At 69.6% G+C, this 25,961-nt stretch carries 21 protein-coding genes; 11 read left to right on the top strand and 10 right to left on the bottom strand.

Going from position 1 to position 25,961, the window contains the following annotated elements:
- Position 1: 1 nt before the first annotated feature.
- The gene (locus tag HD557_RS26850; RefSeq protein ID WP_008355466.1) at positions 2 to 508 is read right to left on the bottom strand and encodes a hypothetical protein; all 507 of its coding nucleotides are present in this window, start codon (positions 506 to 508) and stop codon (positions 2 to 4) included.
- Positions 508 to 1,107, bottom strand: a complete 600-nt coding sequence (locus HD557_RS26845; protein ID WP_008355468.1) for an RNA polymerase sigma factor — start codon at positions 1,105 to 1,107, stop codon at positions 508 to 510. Before HD557_RS26845 ends, HD557_RS26850 begins: the two co-directional genes overlap by 1 nt.
- A 293-nt stretch (positions 1,108 to 1,400) precedes the next feature.
- Between HD557_RS26845 and HD557_RS26840 the strand changes: the two genes are divergently transcribed.
- On the top strand, positions 1,401 to 2,564 hold the full coding sequence (locus tag HD557_RS26840; protein ID WP_196876114.1) for a lipid II:glycine glycyltransferase FemX: 1,164 nt from the start codon (positions 1,401 to 1,403) through the stop codon (positions 2,562 to 2,564).
- A gap of 7 nt (positions 2,565 to 2,571) precedes the next feature.
- Positions 2,572 to 3,624 carry an alanine racemase gene (locus tag HD557_RS26835; protein WP_008355472.1) on the top strand — a complete coding sequence of 351 codons (1,053 nt, stop codon included), beginning with the start codon at positions 2,572 to 2,574 and terminating at the stop codon, positions 3,622 to 3,624.
- Here HD557_RS26835 and HD557_RS26830 read toward each other — a convergent pair.
- Complete coding sequence (locus HD557_RS26830; protein WP_307785720.1) at positions 3,582 to 5,012, bottom strand: glycosyltransferase family 87 protein; 1,431 nt, start codon at positions 5,010 to 5,012, stop codon at positions 3,582 to 3,584. The two genes, HD557_RS26835 and HD557_RS26830, sit on opposite strands and share 43 nt — an antisense overlap.
- Positions 5,013 to 5,023: 11 nt before the next feature.
- Positions 5,024 to 7,579 carry a transglycosylase domain-containing protein gene (locus HD557_RS26825; protein ID WP_196876106.1) on the bottom strand — a complete coding sequence of 852 codons (2,556 nt, stop codon included), beginning with the start codon at positions 7,577 to 7,579 and terminating at the stop codon, positions 5,024 to 5,026.
- 549 nt (positions 7,580 to 8,128) lie between these two features.
- On the opposite strand from HD557_RS26825, the gene HD557_RS26820 reads away from it, so the two are divergent.
- Together HD557_RS26820 and HD557_RS26815 are read left to right on the top strand one after the other, a co-directional pair.
- A complete protein-coding gene (locus tag HD557_RS26820) occupies positions 8,129 to 8,782 on the top strand; it encodes a PadR family transcriptional regulator (protein ID WP_008355479.1) in 654 nt (217 codons plus the stop codon).
- A 44-nt stretch (positions 8,783 to 8,826) separates the two neighbouring features.
- A complete protein-coding gene (locus HD557_RS26815) occupies positions 8,827 to 9,909 on the top strand; it encodes an inositol-3-phosphate synthase (RefSeq protein ID WP_196876105.1) in 1,083 nt (360 codons plus the stop codon).
- A 66-nt stretch (positions 9,910 to 9,975) separates the two neighbouring features.
- Here the strand turns inward: HD557_RS26815 and HD557_RS26810 are convergent, their stop codons facing one another.
- Genes HD557_RS26810 through HD557_RS26800 form a run of 3 tightly spaced genes read right to left on the bottom strand, consistent with a single transcriptional unit; the run spans position 9,976 to position 13,030 of the window.
- Positions 9,976 to 11,199 carry an ABC transporter permease gene (locus tag HD557_RS26810; RefSeq protein ID WP_008355482.1) on the bottom strand — a complete coding sequence of 408 codons (1,224 nt, stop codon included), beginning with the start codon at positions 11,197 to 11,199 and terminating at the stop codon, positions 9,976 to 9,978.
- Positions 11,196 to 11,903 (bottom strand): ABC transporter ATP-binding protein, encoded by a 708-nt coding sequence (locus HD557_RS26805; protein ID WP_307785719.1) that lies wholly within the window; start codon positions 11,901 to 11,903, stop codon positions 11,196 to 11,198. The genes HD557_RS26810 and HD557_RS26805 overlap by 4 nt, the downstream gene beginning before the upstream one ends.
- The gene (locus tag HD557_RS26800; RefSeq protein ID WP_196876104.1) at positions 11,900 to 13,030 is read right to left on the bottom strand and encodes an efflux RND transporter periplasmic adaptor subunit; all 1,131 of its coding nucleotides are present in this window, start codon (positions 13,028 to 13,030) and stop codon (positions 11,900 to 11,902) included. Before HD557_RS26800 ends, HD557_RS26805 begins: the two co-directional genes overlap by 4 nt.
- Positions 13,031 to 13,181: 151 nt before the next feature.
- On the opposite strand from HD557_RS26800, the gene HD557_RS26795 reads away from it, so the two are divergent.
- Positions 13,182 to 14,468: a helix-turn-helix domain-containing protein gene (locus HD557_RS26795; protein WP_196876103.1), complete on the top strand. Its 1,287-nt coding sequence runs from the start codon at positions 13,182 to 13,184 to the stop codon at positions 14,466 to 14,468.
- A gap of 10 nt (positions 14,469 to 14,478) precedes the next feature.
- On the opposite strand, the gene HD557_RS26790 is transcribed toward HD557_RS26795, so the two are convergent.
- Together HD557_RS26790 and HD557_RS26785 are read right to left on the bottom strand one after the other, a co-directional pair.
- Entirely contained in the window at positions 14,479 to 14,934 is a 456-nt protein-coding gene (locus HD557_RS26790; RefSeq protein ID WP_008355491.1) for an SRPBCC family protein, read from the bottom strand.
- A 115-nt stretch (positions 14,935 to 15,049) separates the two neighbouring features.
- Positions 15,050 to 16,477: a CCA tRNA nucleotidyltransferase gene (locus HD557_RS26785; RefSeq protein WP_307785749.1), complete on the bottom strand. Its 1,428-nt coding sequence runs from the start codon at positions 16,475 to 16,477 to the stop codon at positions 15,050 to 15,052.
- A gap of 74 nt (positions 16,478 to 16,551) precedes the next feature.
- Here HD557_RS26785 and HD557_RS26780 point away from each other — a divergent pair, with 74 nt between their 5' ends.
- The 5 genes from HD557_RS26780 (at position 16,552) to trxA (ending at position 23,758) form a co-directional block, all read left to right on the top strand.
- On the top strand, positions 16,552 to 18,735 hold the full coding sequence (locus HD557_RS26780; RefSeq protein ID WP_008355494.1) for a DUF6049 family protein: 2,184 nt from the start codon (positions 16,552 to 16,554) through the stop codon (positions 18,733 to 18,735).
- Between the two features lie 79 nt (positions 18,736 to 18,814).
- Positions 18,815 to 20,452 carry a murein biosynthesis integral membrane protein MurJ gene (gene murJ / locus HD557_RS26775; RefSeq protein ID WP_307785718.1) on the top strand — a complete coding sequence of 546 codons (1,638 nt, stop codon included), beginning with the start codon at positions 18,815 to 18,817 and terminating at the stop codon, positions 20,450 to 20,452.
- 69 nt (positions 20,453 to 20,521) lie between these two features.
- Positions 20,522 to 22,267: a protein kinase family protein gene (locus HD557_RS26770; protein ID WP_196876099.1), complete on the top strand. Its 1,746-nt coding sequence runs from the start codon at positions 20,522 to 20,524 to the stop codon at positions 22,265 to 22,267.
- 90 nt (positions 22,268 to 22,357) lie between these two features.
- A complete protein-coding gene (gene trxB, locus HD557_RS26765) occupies positions 22,358 to 23,335 on the top strand; it encodes a thioredoxin-disulfide reductase (RefSeq protein ID WP_196876098.1) in 978 nt (325 codons plus the stop codon).
- Positions 23,336 to 23,428: 93 nt separating this feature from the next.
- The gene (trxA, locus tag HD557_RS26760; protein WP_008355503.1) at positions 23,429 to 23,758 is read left to right on the top strand and encodes a thioredoxin; all 330 of its coding nucleotides are present in this window, start codon (positions 23,429 to 23,431) and stop codon (positions 23,756 to 23,758) included.
- Between the two features lie 104 nt (positions 23,759 to 23,862).
- Here the strand turns inward: trxA and HD557_RS26755 are convergent, their stop codons facing one another.
- Positions 23,863 to 24,519, bottom strand: coding sequence for a GNAT family N-acetyltransferase (locus HD557_RS26755; RefSeq protein WP_008355505.1), 657 nt, complete (start codon positions 24,517 to 24,519; stop codon positions 23,863 to 23,865).
- 67 nt (positions 24,520 to 24,586) lie between these two features.
- Between HD557_RS26755 and HD557_RS26750 the strand changes: the two genes are divergently transcribed.
- Entirely contained in the window at positions 24,587 to 25,903 is a 1,317-nt protein-coding gene (locus tag HD557_RS26750; protein ID WP_196876097.1) for an aminotransferase-like domain-containing protein, read from the top strand.
- Positions 25,904 to 25,961: the final 58 nt, after the last annotated feature.

Here is a 25,961-nt window from a genome sequence, read left to right as displayed (position 1 = left end):
ATCAGATCTCGAACGTGGGGGTCAGGAAGGCGGCGGAGCCGTCGGCGGGCTCGAAGCGGAGCCGGATGAGCCCGGCAGGCAGCGAGGTGAGCTCGAAGCGGCCCGAGGCGCCGAGGGTGACAGCGACGATCGGCGTACGGACTTCGTCGGCGCGGATGGCGCGGACGGTCATGGGTGAACCGGGGACGACCCAGCCGTCGAGGCGGGCCGTGGTGTCGGTGTCGGAGGCGACACGGACGAGAACGTCGACTCCGGACTGCGCGAAGCGCAGGGTGTAGGCGGAGCGGGCGGACGCGGGGGCCGTGGAGCGCACCCCGGCGGCCTCGGACGACGACTCCACCAGGAGCATCAGCTCCAGATCGAGCCCGAGACCGGACTCCTCGGCGGCGCCGGCGGCGGCCGCCTGCATCCGGGAGATCAGGCCGCCCGGGACGGGATCACCGGCGACGTACGCCTGTCGAACCAGACCCAACAGCTCCTCGCGTGTGGGCTCCTCCGAGCGACCCATCACGACACCCCCTCTTCGCGCAGTGCGTCCCGCAGCTTCCCGAGACAGCGGCCGCGGGTGGGGCCGATGCTGCCGATGGGCATCTCGAGCTCTTCGGCCAGACCGGCGTAGTCCGGCCGGTCGGAGAAGGCGACCACGCGCAGCAACCGGCGACACCGCTCGGGCAAGCCCTCCACGGCCGCCCAGATGAGCGAGTTGCGGTCGCCCTCGACGACCAGGGACTCGGCCGAGCGCTGGGTCGGGACGCGGGACTCGAGCGCCTCGTCCTCCACAGGTACGTCACGCCCGGACCGCTTCGCGACCCGCCAGGCCTCGCGGCGCGTGGTCAGGGTGAGCCAGGCACCGACGGCGGCGGTGTCGAGGATCGAGGAGTGCTTGCGTACGAAGGTGAGCCAGGTCGTCTGGACGACGTCCTCGGCCTGCTCCTGGGTGAGCCGGTAGGAGCGCGCGACCTGCCACAGGATCGGGGTCATCGTCGCGACCAGCTCGTCGAGGGCGGCGGAGTCACCGCTGAGCCAGCGGTCGAAGTCGGCCGTCGCCCGGGACCACACGGTCGCGGGTGCGTCGGCATGACCGATCCCGCGTCGTACCCGTGTCACAGTCCCCTCCTCGACCGGCGGCCTCCGGTTCGGCGGCGAGCCGATGGGGGGCCAGACGACACGCGGACGCGTCATCGTGGTGGTCATAGTTGCTGTCACGGCTCCAAGGAGGCCCGGGCCCCAAGCCGTGATACATCTGGTCGCTGACAATAGCGTCTCAGCGGCTCCGACTCACTAGGGAGCGGGACGATTGTCCTCACATTGGGGGTCGGTGAGACGGTCACGGACAGCGGTCCCGAGAAGCTCGAGCACCGGGATTCGGCCCCGTCGCCGGAGCGGGTAGCCTTCTGCGGGTGAGTCTCACCGTGCGCCCCATCACCGCTGCGGAGCATCTCGCCTTCATCGAGAAGCAACCCAGCGTGAGCTTCCTCCAGACCCCGTCGTGGGCGCGGGTCAAGACCGAGTGGCGCTCGGAGTCGGTGGGCTGGTTCGACAGCCTGCAGGGCGGCGCCCTCGTCGGCGCCGCGCTGGTGCTGCACCGGCCGGTGCCGAAGCTGGAGCGGTTCACGCTCGCCTACCTGCCCGAGGGTCCGAGCATCGACTGGTCGGGTGACCTGGCTCCGTGGCTGGAGCCGCTGGCGGCGTACCTGAAGAAGAACGGCGCCTTCGGCATCCGGATCGGCCCGCCGGTCACGACCGCGACCTGGAGCGCGGCGCAGGTCAAGGACGGCATCGCTGACGACACCGTCCAGCGACTCAACCAGCTCACCCCGACCCACCGCGACGCCACCGGCGCGCGCGTGGTCTCGCAGCTGCGGGCCGCTGGCTGGCGGCTGCAGTCACCCGAGGACGGCTTCGGGGCGGGGCAGCCGCAGTACAACTTCGTCATCCCGCTGGCTCACGAGGACGGCACCCCCAAGACCGAGGACGAGGTCCTCAAGGGGATGAACCAGCTCTGGCGCCGCAACATCAAGAAGGCGGCCAAGATGGGCGTCGAGGTCTCCGTCGCGACCCCGGTCGACCCGGCGGACGGCGACTTCGAGGGCGACCTGAGCGCCTTCCACGATCTCTACGTCCACACCGCGGCGCGCGACCACTTCACTCCCCGGCAGCGGAGCTACTTCAGCACCATGTTCTGGGCGATGTCGACCGAGGACCCGGAGCGCATCAAGCTCTTCCTGGCGCGGCACGAGGGCGATCTGGTCGCCGCCACGATCATGGTCCGTGTCGGGCAGCACGCCTGGTACTCCTACGGCGCCTCCTCGACCGAGAAGCGAGACGTACGTGGCTCCAACGCCCTCCAGTGGGCGATGATCCAGGACGCGATGGCCGCGGGCGCGACCACCTACGACCTGCGCGGCATCACCCCGACGCTCTCCACCGACGACTCCCACGTGGGGCTGATCCAGTTCAAGGTCGGCACCGGTGGCCAGGCGGTGGAGTACGCCGGCGAGTGGGACCTGCCGCTGAACAAGCCGATCTACACGGCCTTCGATGTCTACATGAAGAGGCGCTGATCTCCGTATGCCGCTGAAACTGACAGTTGACGCCGATCGCTGGCGCAAGCACGTCCAGACCTTCGCCGAGGCGACGCCCGGCCTGGTCCCGGTCGCCAAGGGCAACGGCTACGGCCTCACCCTCCGCAAGCTCGCCCACCAGACCGAGTGGCTCACCAGCCTCGGCACCGGCGTCGACACGCTCGCGGTGGGCACCTACAACGAGGTGTGGGAGGTCGCGACCCGGTTCAGCGGGTCGATCTACGTCCTCACCCCGTGGCGTCCCTACTCTCCCGAGATCAACCCGGAGATCGCCGACCGGATCATCCACACGATCAGCCGCCCCGAGGACCTGCCGCTCCTGCTGGAGCGTCAGCCCAACGCGAGGGTGATCCTCGAGCTGGTCACCTCGATGCGCCGCCACGGGATGACGCCGAGCGACCTGTGGCCGACCGCGTCCATCGCCCGCGAGCACGCTCGCTTCGAGGGCGTCACCATGCACTTCGGCCTCGACGGCGGGTCGCTGGCCGAGGTACGCGCCCAGATGGACGCCGTCGTCGGCGCCGAGGCGAAGACGGTGTGGGTCTCCCACCTGAGCGCCAACGAGCTGGCCCAGCTGCGCGCCTCCTACGGCGACATCATCTTCCGCCCCCGGGTCGGCACCGCCCTGTGGCTCGGTGACCGCGGCGCGCTCCACGTGACCGCGACCGTCGAGGACGTGCACCCGCTGGAGCGGGGTTACTCCTACGGCTACCGCGGCCGCACGGCCATGCGCGCCGGTCACCTGGTGGTCGCCTCCGGCGGCACCGCCCACGGGATCGGCCTCGAGGCGCCGCTGGGCGACACCCACCTGCGCTCGCGCGCCCTCGCGGTCGCCCGCGGTGGACTCGATGCCATGGGTCAGTCGCGCTCTCCCTACACGCTCGACGGCAAGGCTCTCTGGTTCGCCGAGCCGCCGCACATGCAGGAGTCGATGCTCATGCTTCCCTCCGGCGCGCGCGTGCCCGAGGTCGGCGAGGAGCTCGAGGTGCGGGTGCGCTACACCGCGACCTCGTTCGACGAGATCATCCTGGACTCCTGAGCCTCCTCGGCCTCGATCGTCGCCTCGGTCCACCGCACCGGGTCGCGCCACGGCTCGTAGATCTCCCGGACGACGACCGCGATCAGATAGATCTCGGCGGCGACGCGGACGAGGATCGCGAACCAGTAGACCGGCTGGTCACCGCCGCTGCTGGCCAGGATGTCGGCGAGATACCACCACACCGCGACGAAGTAGAAGAGCTCACCGGCCTGCCAGATGAGCTGGTCCCGCCAGCGCGGCACGGCGAGGACCGCCAGCGGCAGCAGCCACAGGACGTACTGCGGTGAGTAGACCTTGTTGACCAGCAGGAAGCCGGCGACGATCAGGAAGCCGAGCTGCGCCAGGCGCGGTGTCTCGCGGGCGGTCAGCCCGATGATGAGTACGCCGCTGCACCAGGCGATGAAGAAGGCCCAGGAGACGAGGTTGACCGTCTGTGCCGAGATCGCCGCGTCGCTGGCCTGCTGGACGACGAGCCACAGCGAGCCGAGGTCGGGACCGCGCTCGGAGTTGAAGCTCCAGAAGACCTTCCACTCCTCCAGGCCGGTCGCCATCGCGGGCAGGTTGGCCAGCACCCACGCGAGGACCGTGGCCAGGGCGGCGACCGCCAGGTCGTAGTAGCGGCGGCGCCGGATGCAGATGACGATCAGCCCGCCGAGCAGGAAGAGCGGATAGAGCTTGGTCGCGCAGCCGAGCCCGATCAGTACGCCGGTCAGCAGCGGCCGGTCCCGCGACCACGCCCACAGCGCACCGGCCACGAAGACCACGGCCAGCATGTCCCAGTTGATGATCCCGGTCGCCGCCAGCACGGGGGCGAGCGCGAACGCGGCCGCGTCCCAGGGCCTTCGGCGATGCGTACGCGCCAGGAACCAGGCCGAGAGCAGAGCCGTGACCGCGAAGCCGATCACGTTGACGATGATGAAGACCCGGATCTCGTGGTGCATGCCCGGCAGACCCCAGAAGCTGGAGGTCTCCACGAGGTGACGCTCGTCCTCGTCGGGGGTGTCGGCCAGCCAGTCGGTGACGTGCGAGGTCGCCCAGGCGTAGTAGGAGATGCCGACCGGGTACTCCATCACCTGCTGGTAGCGCGCCCGGACCTCCGGGTCGGAGGAGTAGGGCCACTCGTGCTCGGCCAGGCCGCGGTCGACGTAGAGATAGGGCAGGTCGGAGTAGCAGAAGTGGGTGTATCTGCTCTCGCCGTTGGTCCAGGTGGCGTTGTAGCAGGTCTGCTTGGAGACCATCCCGATCGCGAACGTGAGCGAGGTCAGGAGCAGCAACAGGCCGACCGCGCTGAACCAGCGCCGTCGGCCGTGTGCGAGTCGCCCGAGAGGACCGCCGACCGCGGCGGAGGCGGTCCTGACGACCGGATCCTCCGCCGTCGGGGCGGTCACTGGACCATCCGTCACTGAGTGGTGCCCTCCGCGGTGCCGCCGTCGTTGTTGCCGCCGCCATTATTGCCGTCAGCGGGTGGCGAGGACGATTCACAGTCGCCGAACCAGTCGCAGGCGGTCTCGGTGACCTCGGGCTCCGTCGACTCCGACTCGTCGGGGGTCGTGCCCCCGCCGGGCTGACCGTCGGTCGCCCCGTCGCTGGGCGACATGCTGGGCGTGGGCTCCTCGATCGGGATGCAGAGGCCCTTGCGCTCGTCCTTCCGGGAGCAGTCCTTCGACGGGGTCGGGGTCGGCTCCGGGGTGGCCGTCAGCGACGGCTCGTGACCGTCCTGCGGGGCCACGCCGTCCATCCAGGCCGGCTCCGGGAACTCCTCGATGTCGAGGTCGTCGGTCAGCGTGCCCATGATCTGGGCCCACGTCTCGGCGGGGTAGCCGGCTCCGAAGTAGGAGTCCAGCCAGCCGTCCAGCTTGCCGGAGCCCTTGCCGCGGACGTACATGACGGCCGTGGACAGCTGCGGCGTGTAGCCGGCGAACCACGCGGAGGAGACGTCGTCGTTCGCGTTGGTCGCGGTGCCGGTCTTGCCGGCGGCCGGCTGGTTGATCACGCCGGCCGTCCTGCCGGTGCCGTTCTTGACGACCTGCTGCAGGGCGTAGGAGGTGTCGTCGGCGGCGTCCTCGGACATCGCCCGCTCCTCGCCGTCGCGCTGGTTCCACTCGTAGACGACCTCGCCATCCGCGTCGACCACCTTCGAGACGAGGTGCACGGTGTTGCGTACGCCGCCGTTGGCGATGGTCGCGTAGGCGTTGGCCATGTTGATCGGGCTGATCGCCTGACGCCCCAGGGTGAGCAGGTAGTTCTTCGGGTCGAAGTCGATCGAGTAGGCCGGGATCGAGCGGTAGTCGGCCGGCGCGTTCTCGGCGTGCTGCTCGTCCGGCGGCAGGCCGGCCTTGACCGCCATGTCGTAGACGTCCTCGCTGCCGTTGGGCAGCGCGGTCGACATCTGGACGAAGGAGGTGTTGACCGACTCCTCCATCGCCTTGATGCCGGTGATGTGCTCGCCGTAGCCGTGACCGGTCGGGTCCGCGTCGCTCTGGCCCGAGTTGCGGACCACGCGGTCGGTGCCGGGGATCTCCAGACCACCCTCACCGGTCCAGGTGTCCTTGAGCGAGTAGCCCGCCTCGAGAGCCGCGGCGAGGGTGAACGGCTTCATCGTCGATCCGGCCATACCGCCCGAGGCCGCCCAGTTGATCTGGGAGTCGAGGTAGTCCTGGCCGCCGTAGAAGCCCTTGAGAGCGCCGGTCTTCACATCGACCGTCGCAGCACCGACGTGCAGCTCGTTCTCCGGGTGCTTCTCGCTGACCGCCTTCTTGTCGTCGGGACGTACGTCCTTGACGGCCTGCTCCGCGGCCTTCATCGCCTTCGCGCTGAGCGTGGTGGTGACCTTCAGCCCCTTGCTGTCGATCTCCTCCTCGGTGAAGAGCGGCTCGCCGTTCTCGTTCTTGAGGGACTTCAGCTCGTTCTTCACCAGGGTGAGCGCGTGGCCCTTCTGGCCGCCGAGGCGGCTGTCGGCCTTTGGCTTGGGGAACTTCGGCAGCGCCTCCTTCGCCTTCTCCAGGGTGGCCTCGTCGTACTCGCTGAGCGCCTTGCCCTGGCTCTTGAGCTCGGCCATGCCGTTGAGGACGTACTGGTAGCGGCCCAACAGCTCGGTGCCGCCGGAGTCGGCGCCGGCCTTCTCGGGGTCGAAGCCGTTCGGGTTGTTGAGGATCGCGGTGAGCGCCGCGGCTTCCCTGATGTCGAGGTCCTGGGCCGACTTGCGGAAGTAGGTCTTCGCCGCAGCCTGGACTCCGTAGGCGCCACGCCCGAAGTAGACGGTGTTGAGGTAGCCGGTGAGGATCTCGTCCTTCGACTGCTGCCGGCTGATCTTGAGCGAGATGACCGCTTCCTTGACCTTGCGCGTGTAGGTGCGCTCCTGGGTCAGGTAGAGGTTCTTGACGTACTGCTGGGTGATCGTCGACGCGCCGCCCTGGCTGCCGGTGGTGGCGTTGGAGAAGAGCGTGCGGGCGATGCCCTTGAGGTCGATGCCGTTGTTCTCGTAGAAGCTGCGGTCCTCGGCGGCCACGGCTGCGTCCTTCACGAGCGCGGGCATCTCGTCCGGGCGCAGCGCGTCACGGTTCTGGTCGCCCGCCTGGAACCGGCCGAGCTCCTTCTTGCCGCCGGCGTAGTAGACGAAGCTCGACTCCGCCTGGAACGCCGCGTTGGCACTCGGGATCGAGATCATGTTGTAGGAGACGATCACCGCGGCACTGCCGATGAGCGCCATCACCAGGACGAAGATCGCCGCGATCTTGGCGATCCGGACGGCGAGGCCCTTCTTGTCCATCTCCGGGTCGTTGAACCGGTCCAGCGCCGCGCCGAAGGCGGCCTTGGGGTCACGCGGCGGGCGACCGGGACCACCCGGCTCAGGACGGGCGGGACGCTGACCGAGGCGGTCGACCGGGGGCTCACCGGGGCGACGCGGGCCCGGGTAGGGCGGCCGCTGACCGGAACGGGGGCCGCCGGGAGGCATCGGGCGCTGGCCACGGGGCTGAGGGCGACCTCCCGAGGGCTGGCCCTGCGGAGCACCCTGCGGGCGACGCGGCGCCGGCGGACGGCCTGCCGGACCACCCTGCGGTGGGCGCGGGCCGCCCTGGGGTCGTCCTTGCAGCCCACCGGGATTGGATCTACGGGGACTGGCGCTGCGGGGGCTGGGCCTTTGAGAAAAGCCGCCGGATGGGTCGCTCACGGGTGTAGCACTGCTCCTGTGACTGCCCGGCACGTGACCGGACGGGCTGACACTGACAATCCCCCGACGTCGCTGAATCCCCCCGAGGGAATCCCATCAACCTGACGCGCGACGCTGCCGGACATTTCCCCCGGGTGGCTCCTCGGGTCGTTGAACGGCAGCCATCAGCGTACGCAATCGACGCTAGCGCCCCCGCATCCACGCCCAGCGCGCCTCAAGTCACCTGACGTCAACAGTTCGGTGACGGTTGCATCGAAACACCGCTCCTGGGCGTTATCAGACAAGACTTTGGTCTCTATTTGCCATCGTGGATATATCGGTACGATAGGTCGCATGGCACGTCGCGCAGAGACGATCGAGTTGGCAGTCCTCGGACTGCTGCACGAGTCGCCTATGCATGGCTACGAGCTGCGCAAGCGGCTCAACCTGATGCTCGGTTGGGGACGAGTGCTGTCGTACGGCTCGCTCTACCCGGCCCTGAAGAAGATGCTGCGCAAGCACCTCATCGAGGAGGTGGCGCAGGCCGTCACGCCGGTCACCCGGCGGCCGCGGATCGTCTACCAGCTGACGGCTGCCGGTGAGCGTGAGTTCACCCAGCTCATGTCCGAGGTCGGTCCGATGGCCTGGGAGGACGACAACTTCGACATCAGGTTCGCGTTCTTCGGTCGCACCGACATGGAGATCAGGCTGCGCGTCCTCGAAGGGCGTCGCAGCCGGCTCCAGGAGCGGCTCGACCGGGTGCAACGCGAGCTTGCCATGACCCAGAAAGAGGTCGACTCCTACGCCCGCGAGCTTCAGCGTCACGGTGTCGAGTCGGTCGAGCGGGAGGTCCGATGGCTCTCCTCGCTGATCGATGCCGAGCGCAACCCCAAGCCTGTCAACGACGAGCAGGCAGCGGGTCGAGGGGATCTGGGGGATGACGATGGCGTACGCGCCGAAGCGGACGTCTCGCGCACAGCGCAGAGCAGCCAAGAGAACGAGAAATGACCTTCTGGCCGGTGAGCCGGCCAGAAGTATTGGAAGGAGCCCCGATGGGTTCGGTTCGTGTAGCAATCGCGGGAGTCGGCAACTGCGCCAGCTCCCTGGTCCAGGGTGTGGAGTACTACAGGGACGCCGACCCGGCGGGCAGTGTCCCGGGCCTGATGCACGTCACGTTCGGCGACTACCACGTCTCTGACGTCGAGTTCGTCGCTGCCTTCGACGTCGACGACAAGAAGGTCGGCAAGGACCTCTCCGAGGCGATCAACGCCTCCGAGAACAACACCATCAAGATCGCCGACGTCCCGTTCAAGGGCGTCGAGGTGCAGCGTGGCCCCACGCTCGACGGCCTGGGCAAGTACTACAAGCAGACCATCTCCGAGTCCGGCCTCGACCCCGTCGACGTGGTCTCGATCCTTCGCGAGAAGGAGGTCGACGTCCTCGTCTCCTACCTTCCCGTGGGCTCGGAGGAGGCGGACAAGTTCTACGCGCAGTGCGCGATCGACGCCGGCGTCGCCTTCGTCAACGCGCTGCCGGTCTTCATCGCCTCCGACCCGGAGTGGGCCGCGAAGTTCGAGGCCGCCGGCGTCCCGATCGTCGGTGACGACATCAAGTCGCAGGTCGGTGCCACCATCACCCACCGCGTCATGGCGAAGCTGTTCGAGGACCGCGGCGTCGCGCTGGACCGGACGTACCAGCTCAACGTCGGCGGCAACATGGACTTCAAGAACATGCTCGAGCGCGAGCGCCTGGAGTCCAAGAAGGTGTCGAAGACGCAGGCGGTCACCTCGAACCTCCGCGGCGAGCTCGCCGACAAGATCGACGACCGCAACGTGCACATCGGTCCGTCCGACTACGTGCAGTGGCTCGACGACCGCAAGTGGGCGTACGTCCGGCTCGAGGGTCGTGCGTTCGGTGACGTCCCGCTCAACCTGGAGTACAAGCTCGAGGTCTGGGACTCGCCCAACTCGGCCGGCATCATCATCGACGCCGTCCGTGCGGCCAAGATCGCCAAGGACCGTGGCATCGGCGGTCCGATCATCCCGGCCTCGGCCTACCTGATGAAGAGCCCGCCGGTGCAGATCGAGGACACCGAGGGTCGCGTCCAGCTGGAGGCGTTCATCCGCGGCGAGTGATCCTCTCCCGCTGAGCTGCCCCGGGTGCCTGGCACCCGGGGCAGTCGCATGTCCGTGGGCAGGTCGTCAGAACCGGATGGCGTCGATGATCCTGACGCGCGCGGCGATCATCGCCGGGAGGATCCCGGCGAGCGCGCCGACGGCGAGCGCGACGGCGAGGCCGAGGAAGGCCGCCGAGAGCGGGAACGGCGGGACGTCGTCGATGCCTTGGAGGACGTACTTCTCCACCAGCGGGTTCTTGACGGCGGCCACGGCCAGGAGCACGCCGATCACGCCCGCGACGACGGTGGCCACGACGCTCTCCATCAGCACCGAGAAGAACACCCGCCCCGTGGTCGCGCCGAAGCTGCGCCGGATCCCGATCTCCCGGATCCGCTGCTGGATGGTGACGAGTGCGATGTTGAGCAGGCTCAGGGCGCCGAGCAGCAGGATGATCCCGGCGATCCCGATGATCACCCACTTGACCGGGCCGATCGGGTCCTCGCCGCCCCACGCCATGTAGTCGTCGCGCTGGGCGTCGACCGCGAGCCCGGGGAGCTCGGCGCGCATCGCCATCCCGATCTCGTTGGCGAGCGCGTCGGCACCCTCGACCGGCACCCACATCTCGTAGCTGGCGTCCGAGGGGGTTCCGGTCTGCCAGTGCTCGAGCGAGTCGGCCAGCATGAACGCCCGCGGCGTGCCGTAGCCGCGCAGGCTGGTCACGCCGACGATCGTGGCGGTCACCGACAGCCCCTGGCCGTTCAGCTCCACGGAGGCCGGCAGCGGCGTGCCCTGCAGGCCGAGCTTCTTCAGGAACGTCTCGTCGACCACCAGCGCCGGGGAGAGGCGCTCCGTGTCCGACTCCTCCAGCCAGCGACCCTGCGGCACCACGACCCGGTGGATGGCGGCGTACGCAGGGTCGACCCCCATCAGCTCGATCCGCTTGCTGCGGCTCGCGGTGGTCGCCTTGATGTCGTAGGCGGAGATCCGGGCGGAGGCGTACGTGACGTCGAACCGCTCCGCGACCGTCTGGAACGCGGGCCGGACCCGCTCGACCGAGAGCGGCATGCCGTTGCGGTCGTCGTAGGCCATGATCGAGATGTGCGCCGGTCGCCCGTCGGTCTCGTAGGACTCGGTGAACATCTGCTTCGCGATCTGGCCGGCCGCCACCGTCGCGGTGATCGAGGCGACCGCCACCGCCACGCCGACCAGCGACAACAGCACCCGGAGCTTGTGGATGCGCAGCTCCTGCCACGCCTCGACGGTCGAGGCGGCCAGGCCGGTGACGATCCGCGCCAGGGCCGTCCTCACGCGACCGCCTCCTCGGTCAGCGGGTGCAGCCGTCCCTCGGCGAGCCGGAACCGCCGCCGGGCCAGCGCCGCGACGTTCTGGTCGTGGGTGATCGTGATCAGTGCCGCGCCGGAGTCGTAGGTCGCCTGGTCGAGCAGCCTCATCACCATCGCACCGGTCTCGACGTCGAGCGCCCCGGTCGGCTCGTCGGCCAGCACGACCGACGGAGTGCGGACCAGGGCGCGGGCGATGGCGATGCGCTGCTGCTCACCACCGGAGAGGAACTGCGGCATCGCGTCGAGCCGGTCACCGAGCCCGACCTTGTCGAGCATCGTCGCGGCGATCCGGCGCCGCTGCCAGAACTCTCTGCCCGAGGCGTAGAGCAGCGGCGCCATCACGTTCTCCAGCGCCGTACGCCCCGGCAGCAGGTTGAACTGCTGGAAGACGAACCCGACGTCCCGGCCTCGGATCCGGGCGGCCTGGCGGCTGCTGATGTCGGTGACGTTGCGACCGGCCCATTCCAGGGTGCCGCCGGTGGGCCGGTCCAGCAGGCCGAGAAGGTTCAGCAGCGTCGACTTGCCGGTGCCGGAGCGGCCGACGATGCCGACATGGTCCCCGCGGCGTACGTGCAGGTCGACGCCGGTCAGGATGCGCAGGTCCTCGCCGTCGGGGAGCTCGACCGTGCGGGCCACGCCGGTGAGCCTCAGGAGCTCCTCCGCGCTCACATCTCCCCCGCAGGCATTTCCTCGGACATCCCGTCGTCCGTGCCGCCGCCCTTCTCCTTCGAGCCCGGGACGTAGCGCAGCACCGAGTCGCCTGCCTTCAGGCCGCTGGTGACCTCGACGAGCTTGCCATCGGTGAGGCCGAGCTTGACCGGCTGCTCGGTGGGGGTGCCGTCCTCGCCGACGACCCAGACGCTGCCGTCGCGGACCAGACCCGTGACCGCGGTGACCGGGATGGTGACGACGTCGCCGTCGCTCGTGCCCGCGTCGATGGTCATGCTCATCGCCAGGCCGTCGAAGACGGTGACCTTCTCCGGCACCAGACAGCTGATCCGGGCGCCCGCGCCGGACTCGCCCTCGCCCTCGCCGCCGGGCGCCCCCTCCATCATCTCGTCCTCGGGTGCGTCGCCGGCGATCGTCTCGGTCGCCGCGTCGCCGACGACCAGGTCGGTGCAGGTGAACGGCTTGGGGCCGCCCTCGATGGTCACGGTCGCGCGGTCGGGGTTGCCGGCGAGCCGGTAGCGGTCCAGCGGCGAGATCGCGCCGACCGCGTGGAAGGTGGTGGGACGGATCGAGACGACCACGCCGTCCTCGGCGACGTCGGCCATCATGTCGACGGCGTAGTTGCCCACGATACCGGTGGCGGGCGCGACGACCGTGTACCAGTGGTAGACCGGCTTCGGCGCCGGCTGCTCGACCGGGGCGTCGTCGCGATCACCGTCGCCGGTGGCGTCGTCGACCTTCCCGGGCTCCTCCTCGACGGGCTCCTCCTCGGCGGGCTCTTCCACGGCCGCCTCCTCCTCGGCGCGCACCTGGAAGAGCTTGTCGCCCTTCTTCACCCTGGTGCCCGTGTCGGCGAACTTGTGCGCCAGCACGCCGGTGACCGAGCTCGTCGCCGAGACCGGCTTGTCGATCACGATGGTGCCGTCGATCGTGAGCGAGTTGGAGATCGTGCCCTTCTCGGCGACGACCTCCTCCGGCGGGATCTGCCCGGTCGGCGTCAAGGGCGCCCCGTCGGCGTCCTGCGTCGAGCCGGTGAAGGCCAGCTTGAAGAGGCTGACCGCGACGACCAGCCCGATCACCGCCCAGAACGTTCTGAAAAGTACGCGGCGCACCGCCGTCTTCGACATGAGCGGACTGTAGCCCCGCGTGTCGGGTCCCGGCGGCCGAATTTCGGACCGGTTCGGCAACACTCCAGCCACGTGACTATCGAACGTGTGTTCCATCCCCTAGACTCCGGGGCCCGAACGATCGACCGCCTCAGGTACCGGAGACTCCACGATGCGTCCCGACAACGACACGACCTCGGACCGGCCGACCCCGACGGGCAACGGCACGGCAACGAACGGCCGTGGCCTGATCCTCTTCGGCGCCGTCTCGGTCGCGCTGATCTCGACGGCGGCTGCGTACGTCGCCATGGTCGGCTTCGGGCGGGACGTGCTCGCCATGGGCACGATCAACGCCTACGCCTTCGCGGGGGTCTTCGAGCTCTCCCTGGTCACCGTCGCGCTGATGGCGCGGGAGGCGGCGCAGCAGGACCGGCCGGCGCAGACGCTGCTGACCCTGACCTGGCTGCTGTCGGCCGCGTCCGGGTTCTTCGCCGGCTGGCACGAGATCCACCTCGGCCACGCCGCCACGGCCGCGGCGTTCCGGTTCATCGTGCCGCTGCTGGCGGCGCTGATGTGGCACCTGGCGCTCGTCGGCGACCGCCACCTCGCGATGGAGCGCTCCTGGTCCGACCTGCGGATGGGCGCCCGGATGCACGCCCTCCTGGCCACCCGGGTCGAGTGGCGCCGGGCTCGAGACACGGCGCTGCGGAAGCGTACGGCCTCCTCGCGGCGGAAGCTCGAACGCGCGCAGAAGCGCTACTGGCGCGCCGAGGCGGTGGCGCTGCGGTCCGTCGCGCCGGGCGCGATGCGCGAGCAGATCACTCAGTGGGTCGACGCGTTCGCCGCGGTCGCCGAGGGCACCCGCCAGGCCGACCGGCTGCCGATCACCCTGCCCGACGTGCACGAGGCGCTCAGCGTGCCCGTGGTGGAGCAGATCCCGCACGTCACGCCCGCTCCCGGCGCCGACCGTGCCATCGAGGCGCCGGCCGACATCCCGTTCGACCGGACCGCCGACGCCGTCTCCGACGTGCCCCGCGAGGTGACCCCGTCGCGGGAGCCCCGGACTCGCGAGATGGCCTCGGCCCTCGCCACCCCCGATGCCCGCCAGCGGGTCTCGAGCCGGGTGCCCGACGCCGCACGCACCGCCGCCGAGGCGGCGTCCGGAGCCGGGATGGCACCGCAGTTCAGCAACGGCCGCACGGCCATCAAGCCCGCCGACGCCGACGGCGCCCTCCTGGACCGGATCCCGTTCCCTGAGAACATCCCCGACCCCGAACCGGCCATCGACTATCCCGACATCTTCCCCGACGAGATCGCCGAGCTGATGGCGAATCTCCCCGACGACAAGGCCGAGGCCTCCCGGCTCCTCGTCGACGCCGGTGCCCGCATCCCCGACGTGGCCGCGCAGCTCGGCGTCTCGACCAGCAGCGTCTACCGCTGGACCAGGGCGAAGGCCTGAGGCCGAGGCGTCAGCGCTCGAGGTCGGCCTTGAGCTTGGCGAGCGTCGTCGCCATGCCCGTACGCAGCTCCTCGGTGAAGGGCTCCTGACCACCGAACGCGATGTTCGTCAGCGAGCGGGAGAGAGCGGAGATGCCGGTCGGCGTCTCACGGCGGTGGGTGACCAGGGTCCCCTCCGGCGTCTCCTCGAGCTGGTAGGACCACACCGTCGTGTTCTCGGTGATCCGGAACGCGAAGTCGGAGTGCGGTGTGAAACGTACGACCTTGGCGTTCGTTGGCCAGTGCTTCCAGCCCTGGTGGTTGATGTTGAGGAAGCGGGTCCCCTCCTTGACCTGCCCGAACACGATCGTCTTCACCACCTGCGGACTCCACGAAGCCATCCGCGGCAGGTCGGTGATCGCCGCCCACACCTGGGCCGGCGTCGTGTTGATGGTGGTCGTCGCCTCGAGATCTGTGATCGTCGTCATAGCCGGAACCGTACCGTCAGTATGGCTCGATGGACAGTAGGTGCCCAGATGTCAACAGAGCCGGCGGGCGGTTCACGTTGGACCGAACGCTGCCGAGCGACATAGCCCGAACGGGCTATGCGGAACGCTCGGCCCACCAGTCGAGGAGCCGCTTGGCGGCCTCGTCCTCGGAGAGGATGCCCTCGTCGAGGCGCAGGTCCATGAGGAACTTGTACGCAGCCCCGACCTCGCGACCCGGCGCGATCCCGAGCAGCGACATGATCTGGTTGCCGTCGAGCGCGGGGCGGAGGGCGGCGAGCTCCTCCTCCTCGGAGATCCGCTCGATGCGGGCCTCGAGGGCGTCGTAGGTGCGGGCGAGGCGGTCGGCCTTGCGGCGGTTGCGGGTGGTGCAGTCCGCGCGGGTGAGCACGTGGAGCCGGTCGAGCTGGTCGCCGGCGTCGCGGACGTAGCGGCGCACCGCCGAGTCGGTCCAGTCGCCGTCGCCGTAGCCGTGGAAGCGCAGGTGCAGCTCGACCAGCTTCGAGACCGCCTCGATCTCGTCGTTGGAGAAGCGCAGCGCCTTCATCCGCTTGCGGGTCATCTTGGCGCCGACGACGTCGTGGTGGTGGAACGAGACGGTCCCATCGTCGTGGAACTTACGCGTGCGCGGCTTGCCGACGTCGTGCATCAGGGCAGCGAACCGCGAGACGAAGTCGGGCCCGCCGCCGAGGCGCGCCTCCTGGTCGATCGACTGCTCGAGCACGGTGAGGGTGTGCTCGTAGACGTCCTTGTGCCGGTTGTGCTCGTCGCGCTCCATCCGCAGCGCGGTCAGCTCGGGCAGCACCAGCTCGGCCAGCCCGGTCTCGACCAGCAGCGAGAGGCCGAGGCGCGGGAAGGGGGCGCAGATCAGCTTCACCAGCTCGTCGCGGACCCGCTCGGCGGAGATGATCGAGATTCTCGACGCCATGTCCGTCATCGCGGCGACGACCTCGGGCGCGACCGTGAAACCCAGCTGAGCGGCGAACCGCGCCGCCCGCATCATCCGCAGCGGGTCGTCGGAGAAGGAGTCCTCAGGGGTCCCGGGGGTCCGCAGCATCCGGGTGGCCAGGTCCACGACACCGCCGTAGAGGTCGACGACCTCACGGCCCGGGAGCCGCACCGCCATCGCGTTGACGGTGAAGTCGCGGCGTACGAGATCGTCGGCCAGCGAGGTGCCATAGGCGACGGCTGGCTTGCGGGAGTCGGCCGAGTAGGCCTCGGAGCGGTAGGTGGTGACCTCGACCTGCCACGGGCCCTTGCGGGTGCCGATGGTGCCGAAGTCGCGGCCCATGTCCCACAGCGCATCACCCCACGTACGCAGGATCTTCTCGGTCTCCTCGGGACGCGCCGAGGTGGTGAAGTCGAGGTCGTTGTGGGGACGGCCGAGCATCGCGTCGCGGACGGGTCCGCCGACCAGGGCCAGCTCGTGACCGCCTGCAGCGAAGGCCTCTCCGAGGGAGTCGATCACCGGTGCGATACGGTCCAGTTCAGCAGTCACCGATCGCTGAACATCGGCGACGCTGATCGGGGGAAGCTGGCTGTCGGACACAACGCCGCAGTCTACGAGGACCGCACCCCCGGAAAGATATTCTCGAAGTCATGCCAGTCCGCCAGCATCAGGCGAGGCCGCCACGGCCACGTGGACGAGCCACCGCCGCACTCGTCCTGGCGCTGCTGGCACCCCTGCTGCTGATGCTTCCGGCGCCCGCGCAGGCCGACGAGGAGGCTGTCGAGACCGACCCCCTGGCGGTGAGCATCGACCAGCTCGACACGGTCAGCCTCGACGGCCGCACCAAGGGCCGGATCACGGTGCGCGGCAAGGTCGAGAACACCACCGAGGAGGAGTGGAACGGGGTCAAGGTCTACCCCTTCATCGGCGACACGCCGATGACCACCTCCGAAGAGCTGGCCGAGGCGGCCAAGCTGCCCGCGGACGCGCTGGTCGGCGAGCGGATCGTGACCGAAGGGGCGTACGCGACCATCCCCGACCTCGCACCCGGCGAGTCCTACTCGTGGTCGCTCACGGTGCCGCGCAAGCTCCTGCACGTCACCGAGCCGGGCGTCTACTGGTTCGGGGTCCACGCGCTGGGCGCGACCACCCCCACCACCGCCGACGGCCGGGCGCGGACCTTCCTGCCGCTGGTCAAGGAGCCCAACAAGCGGGCCAAGGCCGAGAAGGTCTCGCTGGTCATGCCGCTGCGCCGCAGCGTGGTCTACGACGCCGACGGCAGCGTGAACTACCTCCCCGGGTGGATCCGCGACCTGAGCGCCGGCGGACGCCTCTTCCGGCTGCTCGAGACCGGCACGGAGATCCCCAGCCTGACCTGGGCCATCGACCCCGCGCTGATCGATGCCGTACGCCACCTCGCCGAGGGCAACCCGCCCCGCAACCTGTCCCCGACCGACGAGGGCGGCGAGGACCCGGAGGAGAGCGGGAGCCAGAGCGCATCGCCGTCCGCCTCCGCGCTGCTGCCGAGCGACTCCGACAGCACCGGCAGCGCCGACACCGCGGCCGAGACGGCGGTCGACGAGGAGGCCGAAGCCGCGCAGAAGGCCGCGACCGTCTGGCTGGGCCGCCTCGAGAAGGCGCTCGCCGGCCACAACCTGCTCGCGCTCCCCTACGGCGACCCCGACCTGTCCGCGCTCGCCACCAGCGACCCCGACCTGCTCGCCACCGCGCGCGAGCAGACCGCCCAGGTGCTCGCGGAGCTCGGCATCAAGGCGACCTCGGCTGTCGCTCCGCCGACCGGCTACCTCGACCGTGCCGCGGTCAACCTCCTCGAGCCGGGCGCGGTCAACCTGGTCAGCGACCGGATGTTCCGCGGCAACGCGCCGGTCATCGCCGATCTCGACGGCCACCAGATGATCGTGACCTCCTCCGGGGCCGCCGCCGGCGGGCCGGGGCCCAACGACCCCATCGACGCGATCTCGGTGCGCCAGCGGATCGTCGCCGAGGCCGCCCTGCGCCGGGGCTCCGGCAAGCCGCTCGTGGCGGTCATCCCCGACCGCTGGCATCCTCCGCAGTCGGCGGCCTCGTTCGTCACCCCGTGGCAGAACGCCCGCTGGATCTCGTCCTCGACGCTGGCCGAGGCGATGACCGGGCACAAGGCGAAGTCCGTGACGGTCGACCAGCTGCGCTACCCGCGCCGCGAGATGAAGGCTGAGATCTCCGCCGACCGGATCAGCACCGCCAAGGAGCTCGTCGGCGCCGGCGCGCTGCTGCAGCGCGTACTGACCCACAACGACGAGGTCGCCTCCGATGTCACCAGCGAGGCCCTGACCACGACGTCCTACTCCGCCCGCAAGGGCGACACCGACTCTGCCGCCAACGCACTCGACCAGATCAGCTCCGAGCTGAGCTCGATCACCGTGAGCGTTCCGCCGAAGGTGATCCTGTCCAGCATGAAGGGCGGCGAGTTCCAGGTCACCCTGAGCAACGAGCTCGACGAGCCGGTCACGGTGCGGCTGGACGCGATGACCGACGACTCGCTGCGGGTCGCGACCTCCGAGCCCGTCCAGCTCGACGCCAACTCGAAGGCGAGCTTCAACCTCGCGGCGAGCATGCACGACACCGGCACCCACACCGCGCTCATCGTCGTCACCGACACCAAGGGCAACCCGCTGGGCGCCCATGCGTCCGTCCCGATCCGTCCCTCGCAGGTGAGCGGGGTGATCTGGTGGTTCGTCGGGACCGGCTGCGCGCTACTCTTCGCGGCGATCGCCGTGCGACTCACCCGGCGGATCATGAAGGCCAAGAAAGCCCGTACGTCAGGAGCAGCGTGAGCGAGCGTCAGCGAGCGAACCATGAATGCAAGACGCCGCCGCGTCCGTATTCTGGCGCTTGCGCTACGGAGGTGGCGGCGTGACAGCCACCGAGCAGAGGTCCGGCGGAAGCTCGGTCCTGGCCAACAGCGCGGTGATGGCCGCGGGGACGATGTTCTCCCGGCTCAGCGGCTTCCTCCGATCCGCTCTGTTGGTCGCGGCCCTGGGTTCCGGGCTGCACGCCGACGTCTTCAACATCGCCAACACCGTCCCCAACATGCTCTACATCCTGTTGGCGGGCGGCGTCTTCAACGCGGTGCTCGTGCCGCAGCTGGTGAAGGCGCAGAAGAACGACGAGGACGGCGGCGCGGCCTACACCGACCGGATCATCACGCTCGCCGGGCTCTTCCTCGGCGCCGTAACCATCATCCTGGTCCTCGGGGCTCCGCTGCTGATGCGCCTCTACCTCGGCGCCGACTGGTACTCCGCCGACCACGAGGCACAGCTCGAGTCGACCATCGACTTCGCCCGCTGGTGCCTCCCGCAGGTCTTCTTCTACGGGATGTTCGTGCTCGTCGGGCAGGTGCTCAACGCCCGCGGCAGCTTCGGCCCGATGATGTGGGCCCCGATCGCCAACAACATCATCGCGATCTCGACCCTGGTGATCTACCTGGTCGTCTTCGGCCCCTCGAACTCCGGCGGCTACACCTCCGCCGAGGAGACGCTCCTGGGCCTCGGTTCCACGCTCGGCATCGCGCTCCAGTTCCTGCTGCTCCTGCCGGTGCTGCGCAAGGCCGGCGTACGCTTCCGCCCCCGCTTCGACTTCCGCGGCGCCGGGCTCTCCCAGACCGCGAAGCTGGGCATCTGGACCGTGCTGTTCGTGGTCGTCAACCAGATCGCCTACACGATCGTGACGAGGCTCGCCTCGACCGGTTCGGCCGCCGACGGCACCGGCTACACCGTCTACTCCAACAGCTTCCTGGTCACCCAGGTGCCCCACTCGATCATCACCGTCTCGCTGGCGACGGCGATCCTGCCGATCCTGTCGCGCCACGGCGCCGCCGGCGAGCTGCCCGAGCTGGGACGTACGTTGTCCCGGCAGCTGCGCAACGCGCTCGCGATCGTGATCCCGATCGCCGCGCTGCTCCCGGTGCTCTCGGAGGACATCGCCCACATCCTGTTCGGCTACGGCGCCGGCGCCGACGCGTTCAAGACGTACGCCCCGACGCTGTCCGTCTTCGCGGCCGGACTCGTCTTCTACACGATCCACTACCTGCTGCTGCGCGGCTTCTACTCGCTCGAGCAGAACCGCACCGTCTTCTTCATCCAGTGCTCGGTCGCCACCACCAACATCGTCGCCGCGCTGCTGCTGACCCGGGCGTTCTCCGCCGAGCACACCGCCGCCGCCCTGGCCGGCGCCTACTCGCTGTCCTACCTGGTCGGCTCCGTCGTCTCGTACGTCGTGCTCAAGCGCACCCTCGGCGACCTGGACGGTCGCGGGCTGCTCGCGTTCCTCGCCCGCCTGGTCATGGTGACGGTCGTCGCCGCTGCCGCCGCGTGGCTGCTGCGCACCGGGCTGGGCCTGATCAACGACGAGCCGACGATGGTGCTGGCCTTGATCGGGGCCGCTATCGTCGGGGCGCTGCATCTCGGCATGCTGCTCCTCGGGGCGCAGGCTGCCCAGGTCAAGGAGCTGACCGCGATGGTGCAACAGGTCGCCCGACGGCTGCGCCGTTGAGCACCTGCCCTTGACCACCATCGGACAGCCTCATCACTGTCTGGCAAGGTCTGAAAGAATGGGTCCGATATGGAGTTCACGCAATCAGGCGACGTCCTCGCCGGCAGATACCAGCTGACGGATCTGCTGAGCGAGTCCCGTGAGGGACGCTTCTGGCGTGCCCAGGACGCGGTGCTCGGACGCCCGGTTGCCGTGCACGTCCTCGACGCCCGCGACGAGCGCGCGCCGCGCCTGATGGCCGCGGCCCGCAACTCCGCCGCCGTCGGTGACCCCCGGATGCTGCGCGTCCTCGACGCCGCCCAGACCGACCAGGTGGCGTACGTCGTCAACGAGTGGGGCGAGGGCGCGTCGCTGGAGAACGCGCTGGCCGCCGGTGGTCCGCTGCCGCCGCAGCAGGCCGCCTGGATCGCCTCCGAGGTCGCCGACCTGCTGGTCCTGGCCCACGACCAGGGCCACGCCCACGGCCGGCTCAACCCCGAGGCCGTGCTGCTCGACGACCTCGGCGCGGTGCGCGTCATCGGCTTCGGTGTCGACGCAGCGCTGCACGGGATCGACCCCGACACGCGTGACTCGCAGCGCCGCGACCGCGTCGACGCCGTCGGCGTCCTCTACGCCGCCCTCACCGGCAAGTGGGCCGGCGAGACCCTGTCCTCGATGCCGCCCGCGCCGCGCGACCACGGCCGCGTGCTCCGTCCCCGGCAGGTACGCGCCGGGGTGCCGCGGCCGCTCGACGACCTGTGCGACCGGGTGCTGGGCAGCGGTGCCGACATGCCGCCGCTGACCGCCGCCGAGCTCCACTCCGCGCTCGCCGGCTTCTCCGGCGAGCCGACCGCGCCGCTCAACCGGCCCTCCGCCATCGACGAGGACACCCAGGCGATGGCCCCGCCAGCCAAGCTCGAGCCCGCCGAGGCGCCGGCGGTGTCGAACGCCATCGGCGTGGCCCCCGACGTCGTACGTCCCCAGCGTCAGCGTCCGGCCTCCCCGCCGCCGATGCAGGACCCGACCCCGTCGAAGCCGCTCTTCGCCGACGAGACCCCGGGTTACACGCCTCCGCCGGCGCGCCCGCAGCAGGCGCCTGCCGCCGCGCGGCGCCCGGTGGCCCCGGACGCCTCCTACAACGGCTGGCAGGGCCCCTGGACCGGCGCCAACGTACCGATCGCCGAGGAGCCGGACTACAACCAGAAGCCCGGCGCCAACTGGCTCCGCATCGCGATGGGTGTCGCCCTCGTGGTCCTGGTCCTCATCGCCGGCTCGATCGCCTGGAACATCGTCGGCGACGACCCCGACACCACCGCGGAGAACCCCGGCACCGGGAGCAACGGCGGCGGAGACAACCCAGCGGCGGCCAAGCCGACCGCCATCAAGGACATCACCGCGAAGGACCTCGACCCTCACGGCGAGCCGCCCACCGAGACCCCGGACCTCGTCGACCTCGTGGTCGACGGCGACACAAAGGGCCTGGCGTGGCGTACGGCCCGCTACAACGACCAGATCGGCGATGGTCCGCGTTCACTCAAGCCCGGCGTCGGCCTGGTCCTCAACCTCAAGGGCGAATACGCCATCGACTCCCTGAAGTTCAACATGATCGGTGAGCCCACCGACATCGCGATCTACGTCGGTGACTCCCCGTGGAGCGCTGACCCCAGCGGTGCCCCCGCCGCGAAGGGCAGCGTGGGCGCCGAGGGCGAGATCAAGGTCGAGGACGCTCCAGAGGGAAGCTACGTACTCGTGTGGATGACCGGCCTGCCCCAGGTCGACGGCGGCTACCGCGCCGAGGTCAAGGAAGTCCAGGTCCTCGGCACCCCCGTCTCCTGACGAGAGTCAGGTCTCGGCGTTCAGGGCCCAGGAATGTACGTGGCCTACGATCTGTTGTGCAGTTCGCCAGCCACACCTGAGGAGCCATTGATGCCGACCCCGTCGTCCCCGACCGAACCCCGCAACGTGATCGTCGTGGGTTCCGGCCCGTCGGGCTACACCGCAGCGGTCTACAGCGCCCGCGCCGGACTGCAGCCGCTCGTCTTCGAGGGCTCGGTGACCGCCGGCGGCGCCCTGATGAACACCACCGAGGTGGAGAACTTCCCCGGCTTCCGTGACGGCATCATGGGCCCGGAGCTGATGGACAACATGCGTGCCCAGGCCGAGCGCTTCGGTGCCGAGCTCGAGCCCGACGACGTGGTCGAGATGGACCTCACCGGGCCGGTCAAGGTCATCAAGACCGCGACCGACACCCACTACGCGAAGGCCGTCATCCTCGCCACCGGCTCGGGCTACAAGAAGCTCGGCCTGCCCCGCGAGGACGAGCTCTCCGGCAAGGGCGTGTCCTGGTGCGCGACCTGTGACGGCTTCTTCTTCCGCCAGAAGCCCATCGTGGTCGTCGGCGGCGGTGACTCCGCGCTGGAGGAGGCCCTCTTCCTGACCCGCTTCGGCTCCTCGGTCACCCTGCTCGTACGCCGCGACGAGCTGCGCGCCTCCAAGATCATGCAGGAGCGTGCCTTCGCCGACCCGAAGCTCGAGATCGCCTGGAACTCCGTGGTCGAGTCCATCAACGGCGAGCTCTCCGTGGAGAGCATCACCGTCAAGGACACCAAGACCGGCGAGCTCCGCGACCTCGAGTGCTCCGGCCTGTTCATCGCGATCGGCCACATCCCGCGGTCCGAGCTGCTCACCGGCCAGGTCGACCTCGACGACGAGGGCTACGTCCTGACCAAGGAGGGCTCCACCGCCACCAACATCGAGGGCGTCTTCGCCGCCGGTGACCTGGTCGACCACGTCTACCGCCAGGCGATCACCGCCGCCGGCACCGGCTGCCAGGCCGCGCTCGACGCGGAGAAGTTCCTCGCTCACCAGGCCCACGCCGAGGCCGCTGCGGCTGTCTCGGCCTGACGTCTCGTACGTTTGTAGCGGGAATGCGCGACACAAGCCCAGCGTTCTGACCACAGACCTCCTAAACCCGTCCCTACCGAGAAGGAACCCATCGTGGCTGACAACATGACCGCCGTGACCGACGCCGAGTTCGACTCGACCGTTCTGAAGTCCGACAAGCCCGTACTGGTCGACTTCTGGGCCGAGTGGTGCGGCCCGTGCCGCCAGGTCTCCCCGATCCTCGAGGAGCTGGCCGGCGAGCACGGCGACAAGGTCACCTTCACCAAGATGAACGTCGACGAGAACCCGGTCACCCCCTCCAACTACCGCGTGACCGGCATCCCGACCATCAACGTCTACCAGAACGGCGAGGTCGTGAAGTCCATCGTCGGCGCCAAGCCGAAGGCCGCGCTCCTCAAGGAGCTGCAGGAGTTCATCGGCTGACACCAGCTGTCACCCGCTGGCCCGCCCCTGTTGCAGGGGCGGGCCAGTGTCATTTCGGGGGTCGGTGGTCTCGACAGGCTCGACCACCGTTTCACGGGAAACAATCAGTCGCTGTCGCGATGCAGCTCGGTCGAGGCCGGCGACGGATGGCTGCGGGGACGTACGACCTCCCGCAACCGCTCCCAGGCCGACTCGAAGTCGTCGATCCAGGTGACCGTCTGCTTCAGGTCCATCCGCATCCGCGGCACGGTCGGATGCTCGCGATAGGTCTTGAAGCCCACGCGCCCGAGGAAGTCGGCCGGAGCGGCGCAGCGGCGGCCATGGATGCCGCTCAGCGGCCCGACGTCGCCGAAGGCCTCGATGGCCCGGAACTCACCGCGTTGCACCAGGTCACGCGCCATTCCCTGGACGAGCATCCGGCCGATCCCACCGCCCGCACGACGCGGGTCGATCCACACGGTGGTCATCAGCACGGCGTCGGCGGAGACCGGCCCGGAGGGGAACGAGGCCACCCGCGGGACGAAGACCGGCGGCGCGTAGAGCACGAAGCCCACCGGCGTACCGTCCACGACCGCCACCCGGCCGCACGATCCCCACTCGCGGAGCACCTCGGAGATCCACGCCTCCTTGAGCGCGATCGTCTGCGAGGCGTCGACGCGGCGATGGCCGACGGGGTCGCGCTCCCAGAACAGACAGGCGCGGCACGGCGCCGGGACCTCGGCGAAAAGGTCCAGCGTCAGCGGAAGGATCCTGCGTGCCATGTCTCACCCTTGATCATCGGTTAAGGGTCTGTCACCAGCGTATGCGATCCTTCATGATGGTGACACCATGACTGATCTTCCCCAGCGCGCAACATCATCCCGCCTCGACCCCTACGCCGACCGCTACGCCGCCCGCACGGCAGGCATGACGGTCTCGGAGGTGCGAGCTCTCTTCGCAGTCGCAGCGCGCCCGGAGGTCGTCTCGCTGGCCGGCGGCATGCCCAACATCTCCAGCCTCCCGCTGGACGTGGTCGGCGACTCGATCAAGGACCTGGTCCTGAGCCAGGGCCCGACCGCGCTGCAGTACGGCGGCGGCCAGGGCGACCCCGTCCTACGCGAGCAGATCTGCGAGGTCATGCGCCTGGAGGGCATCGAGGCCCATCCCGACGACGTCGTCGTCACCGTCGGCTCCCAGCAGGCCGTCGACCTGGTCACCCGTGTCTTCTGCGACCCCGGCGACGTCGTGATCTGTGAGGCCCCGTCGTACGTCGGGGCCCTCGGTGTCTTCAAGGGCTATCAGTGCGACGTGGTGCATGCCGAGGTCGACGCCAGCGGCCTCATCCCGAGCGCGCTGGAGCAGGCGATCGTCTCCACCAAGGCCTCGGGCCGCCGGGTGAAGTTCCTCTACACGATCCCGAACTTCCAGAACCCGACCGGCGTCACCATGACGCCCGAGCGCCGCACCGAGATCCTCGAGATCTGCCGTCGCCACGACATCCTGGTGCTCGAGGACAACCCCTACGGTCTCCTGGGCTTCGACGACGAGCCCCGCCCGGCGATGCGCGCACAGGACCCGGGAGTGATCTACCTCGGCTCCTTCTCCAAGACGTTCTCCCCCGGCCTGCGCGTCGGCTGGGCGCTGGCTCCCTCGGCGATCCGCGAGAAGCTGGTCCTCGCCCAGGAGTCGGCGACGCTCTGTCCGCCGCCGTTCAACCAGATGGCCGTCTCCGCCTACCTCTCCAACCACGACTGGCAGGGCCAGATCAAGGAGATGCGGGAGATGTACCGCGAGCGCCGCGACGCCATGCTCGACGCGCTCGAGGACTACATGCCCGCGGCCTGCACCTGGACCAAGCCCGAGGGCGGTTTCTTCGTCTGGCTGACGCTCCCCTCCGCAATCGACTGCAAGGCGATGCTGCCCCGCGCGGTCACCGCCCGCGTGGCGTACGTCCCCGGCACCGGCTTCTTCGCCGACGGCTTCGGCGCCTCGTCGATGCGGATCTCCTACTGCTACCCCACCCCGGAGCGGATCCGAGAAGGCGTACGCCGCCTGGCCGGCGTCATCGAGGCCGAGATGGAGCTCCTGGAGACGTTCGGCGCGACCGGCCCGATCCCGGGACTGCCCATCCGCGGCGCCGAGCACCCCTCGACGAACACGCAGTAGGTCCTCGCGCCTCCGGGGCGTCATCTCGACAAGGCTCGACGACCCGGCCGAAATCCCT

The sequence above is a fragment of the Nocardioides luteus genome (genome assembly GCF_015752315.1).
Classification (GTDB): domain Bacteria; phylum Actinomycetota; class Actinomycetes; order Propionibacteriales; family Nocardioidaceae; genus Nocardioides.
Note: the sequence above shows the minus strand (reverse complement) of the source record. Positions and strands in the feature narration are given on the sequence as shown.

Excerpts from the sequence above, each read along its gene's own strand:
- HD557_RS26850 (WP_008355466.1), bottom strand. The coding sequence starts at position 508 with ATGGGTCGCTCGGAGGAGCCCACACGCGAGGAGCTGTTGGGTCTGGTT.
- HD557_RS26815 (WP_196876105.1), top strand. The coding sequence starts at position 8,827 with ATGGGTTCGGTTCGTGTAGCAATCGCGGGAGTCGGCAACTGCGCCAGC.
- HD557_RS26835 (WP_008355472.1), top strand. The coding sequence starts at position 2,572 with ATGCCGCTGAAACTGACAGTTGACGCCGATCGCTGGCGCAAGCACGTC.
- HD557_RS26795 (WP_196876103.1), top strand. The coding sequence starts at position 13,182 with ATGCGTCCCGACAACGACACGACCTCGGACCGGCCGACCCCGACGGGC.
- HD557_RS26750 (WP_196876097.1), top strand. The coding sequence starts at position 24,587 with ATGACTGATCTTCCCCAGCGCGCAACATCATCCCGCCTCGACCCCTAC.
- HD557_RS26800 (WP_196876104.1), bottom strand. The coding sequence starts at position 13,030 with ATGTCGAAGACGGCGGTGCGCCGCGTACTTTTCAGAACGTTCTGGGCG.
- HD557_RS26770 (WP_196876099.1), top strand. The coding sequence starts at position 20,522 with ATGGAGTTCACGCAATCAGGCGACGTCCTCGCCGGCAGATACCAGCTG.
- HD557_RS26755 (WP_008355505.1), bottom strand. The coding sequence starts at position 24,519 with ATGGCACGCAGGATCCTTCCGCTGACGCTGGACCTTTTCGCCGAGGTC.
- trxB (WP_196876098.1), top strand. The coding sequence starts at position 22,358 with ATGCCGACCCCGTCGTCCCCGACCGAACCCCGCAACGTGATCGTCGTG.
- HD557_RS26780 (WP_008355494.1), top strand. The coding sequence starts at position 16,552 with ATGCCAGTCCGCCAGCATCAGGCGAGGCCGCCACGGCCACGTGGACGA.
- HD557_RS26790 (WP_008355491.1), bottom strand. The coding sequence starts at position 14,934 with ATGACGACGATCACAGATCTCGAGGCGACGACCACCATCAACACGACG.
- HD557_RS26820 (WP_008355479.1), top strand. The coding sequence starts at position 8,129 with ATGGCACGTCGCGCAGAGACGATCGAGTTGGCAGTCCTCGGACTGCTG.
- HD557_RS26825 (WP_196876106.1), bottom strand. The coding sequence starts at position 7,579 with ATGCCTCCCGGCGGCCCCCGTTCCGGTCAGCGGCCGCCCTACCCGGGC.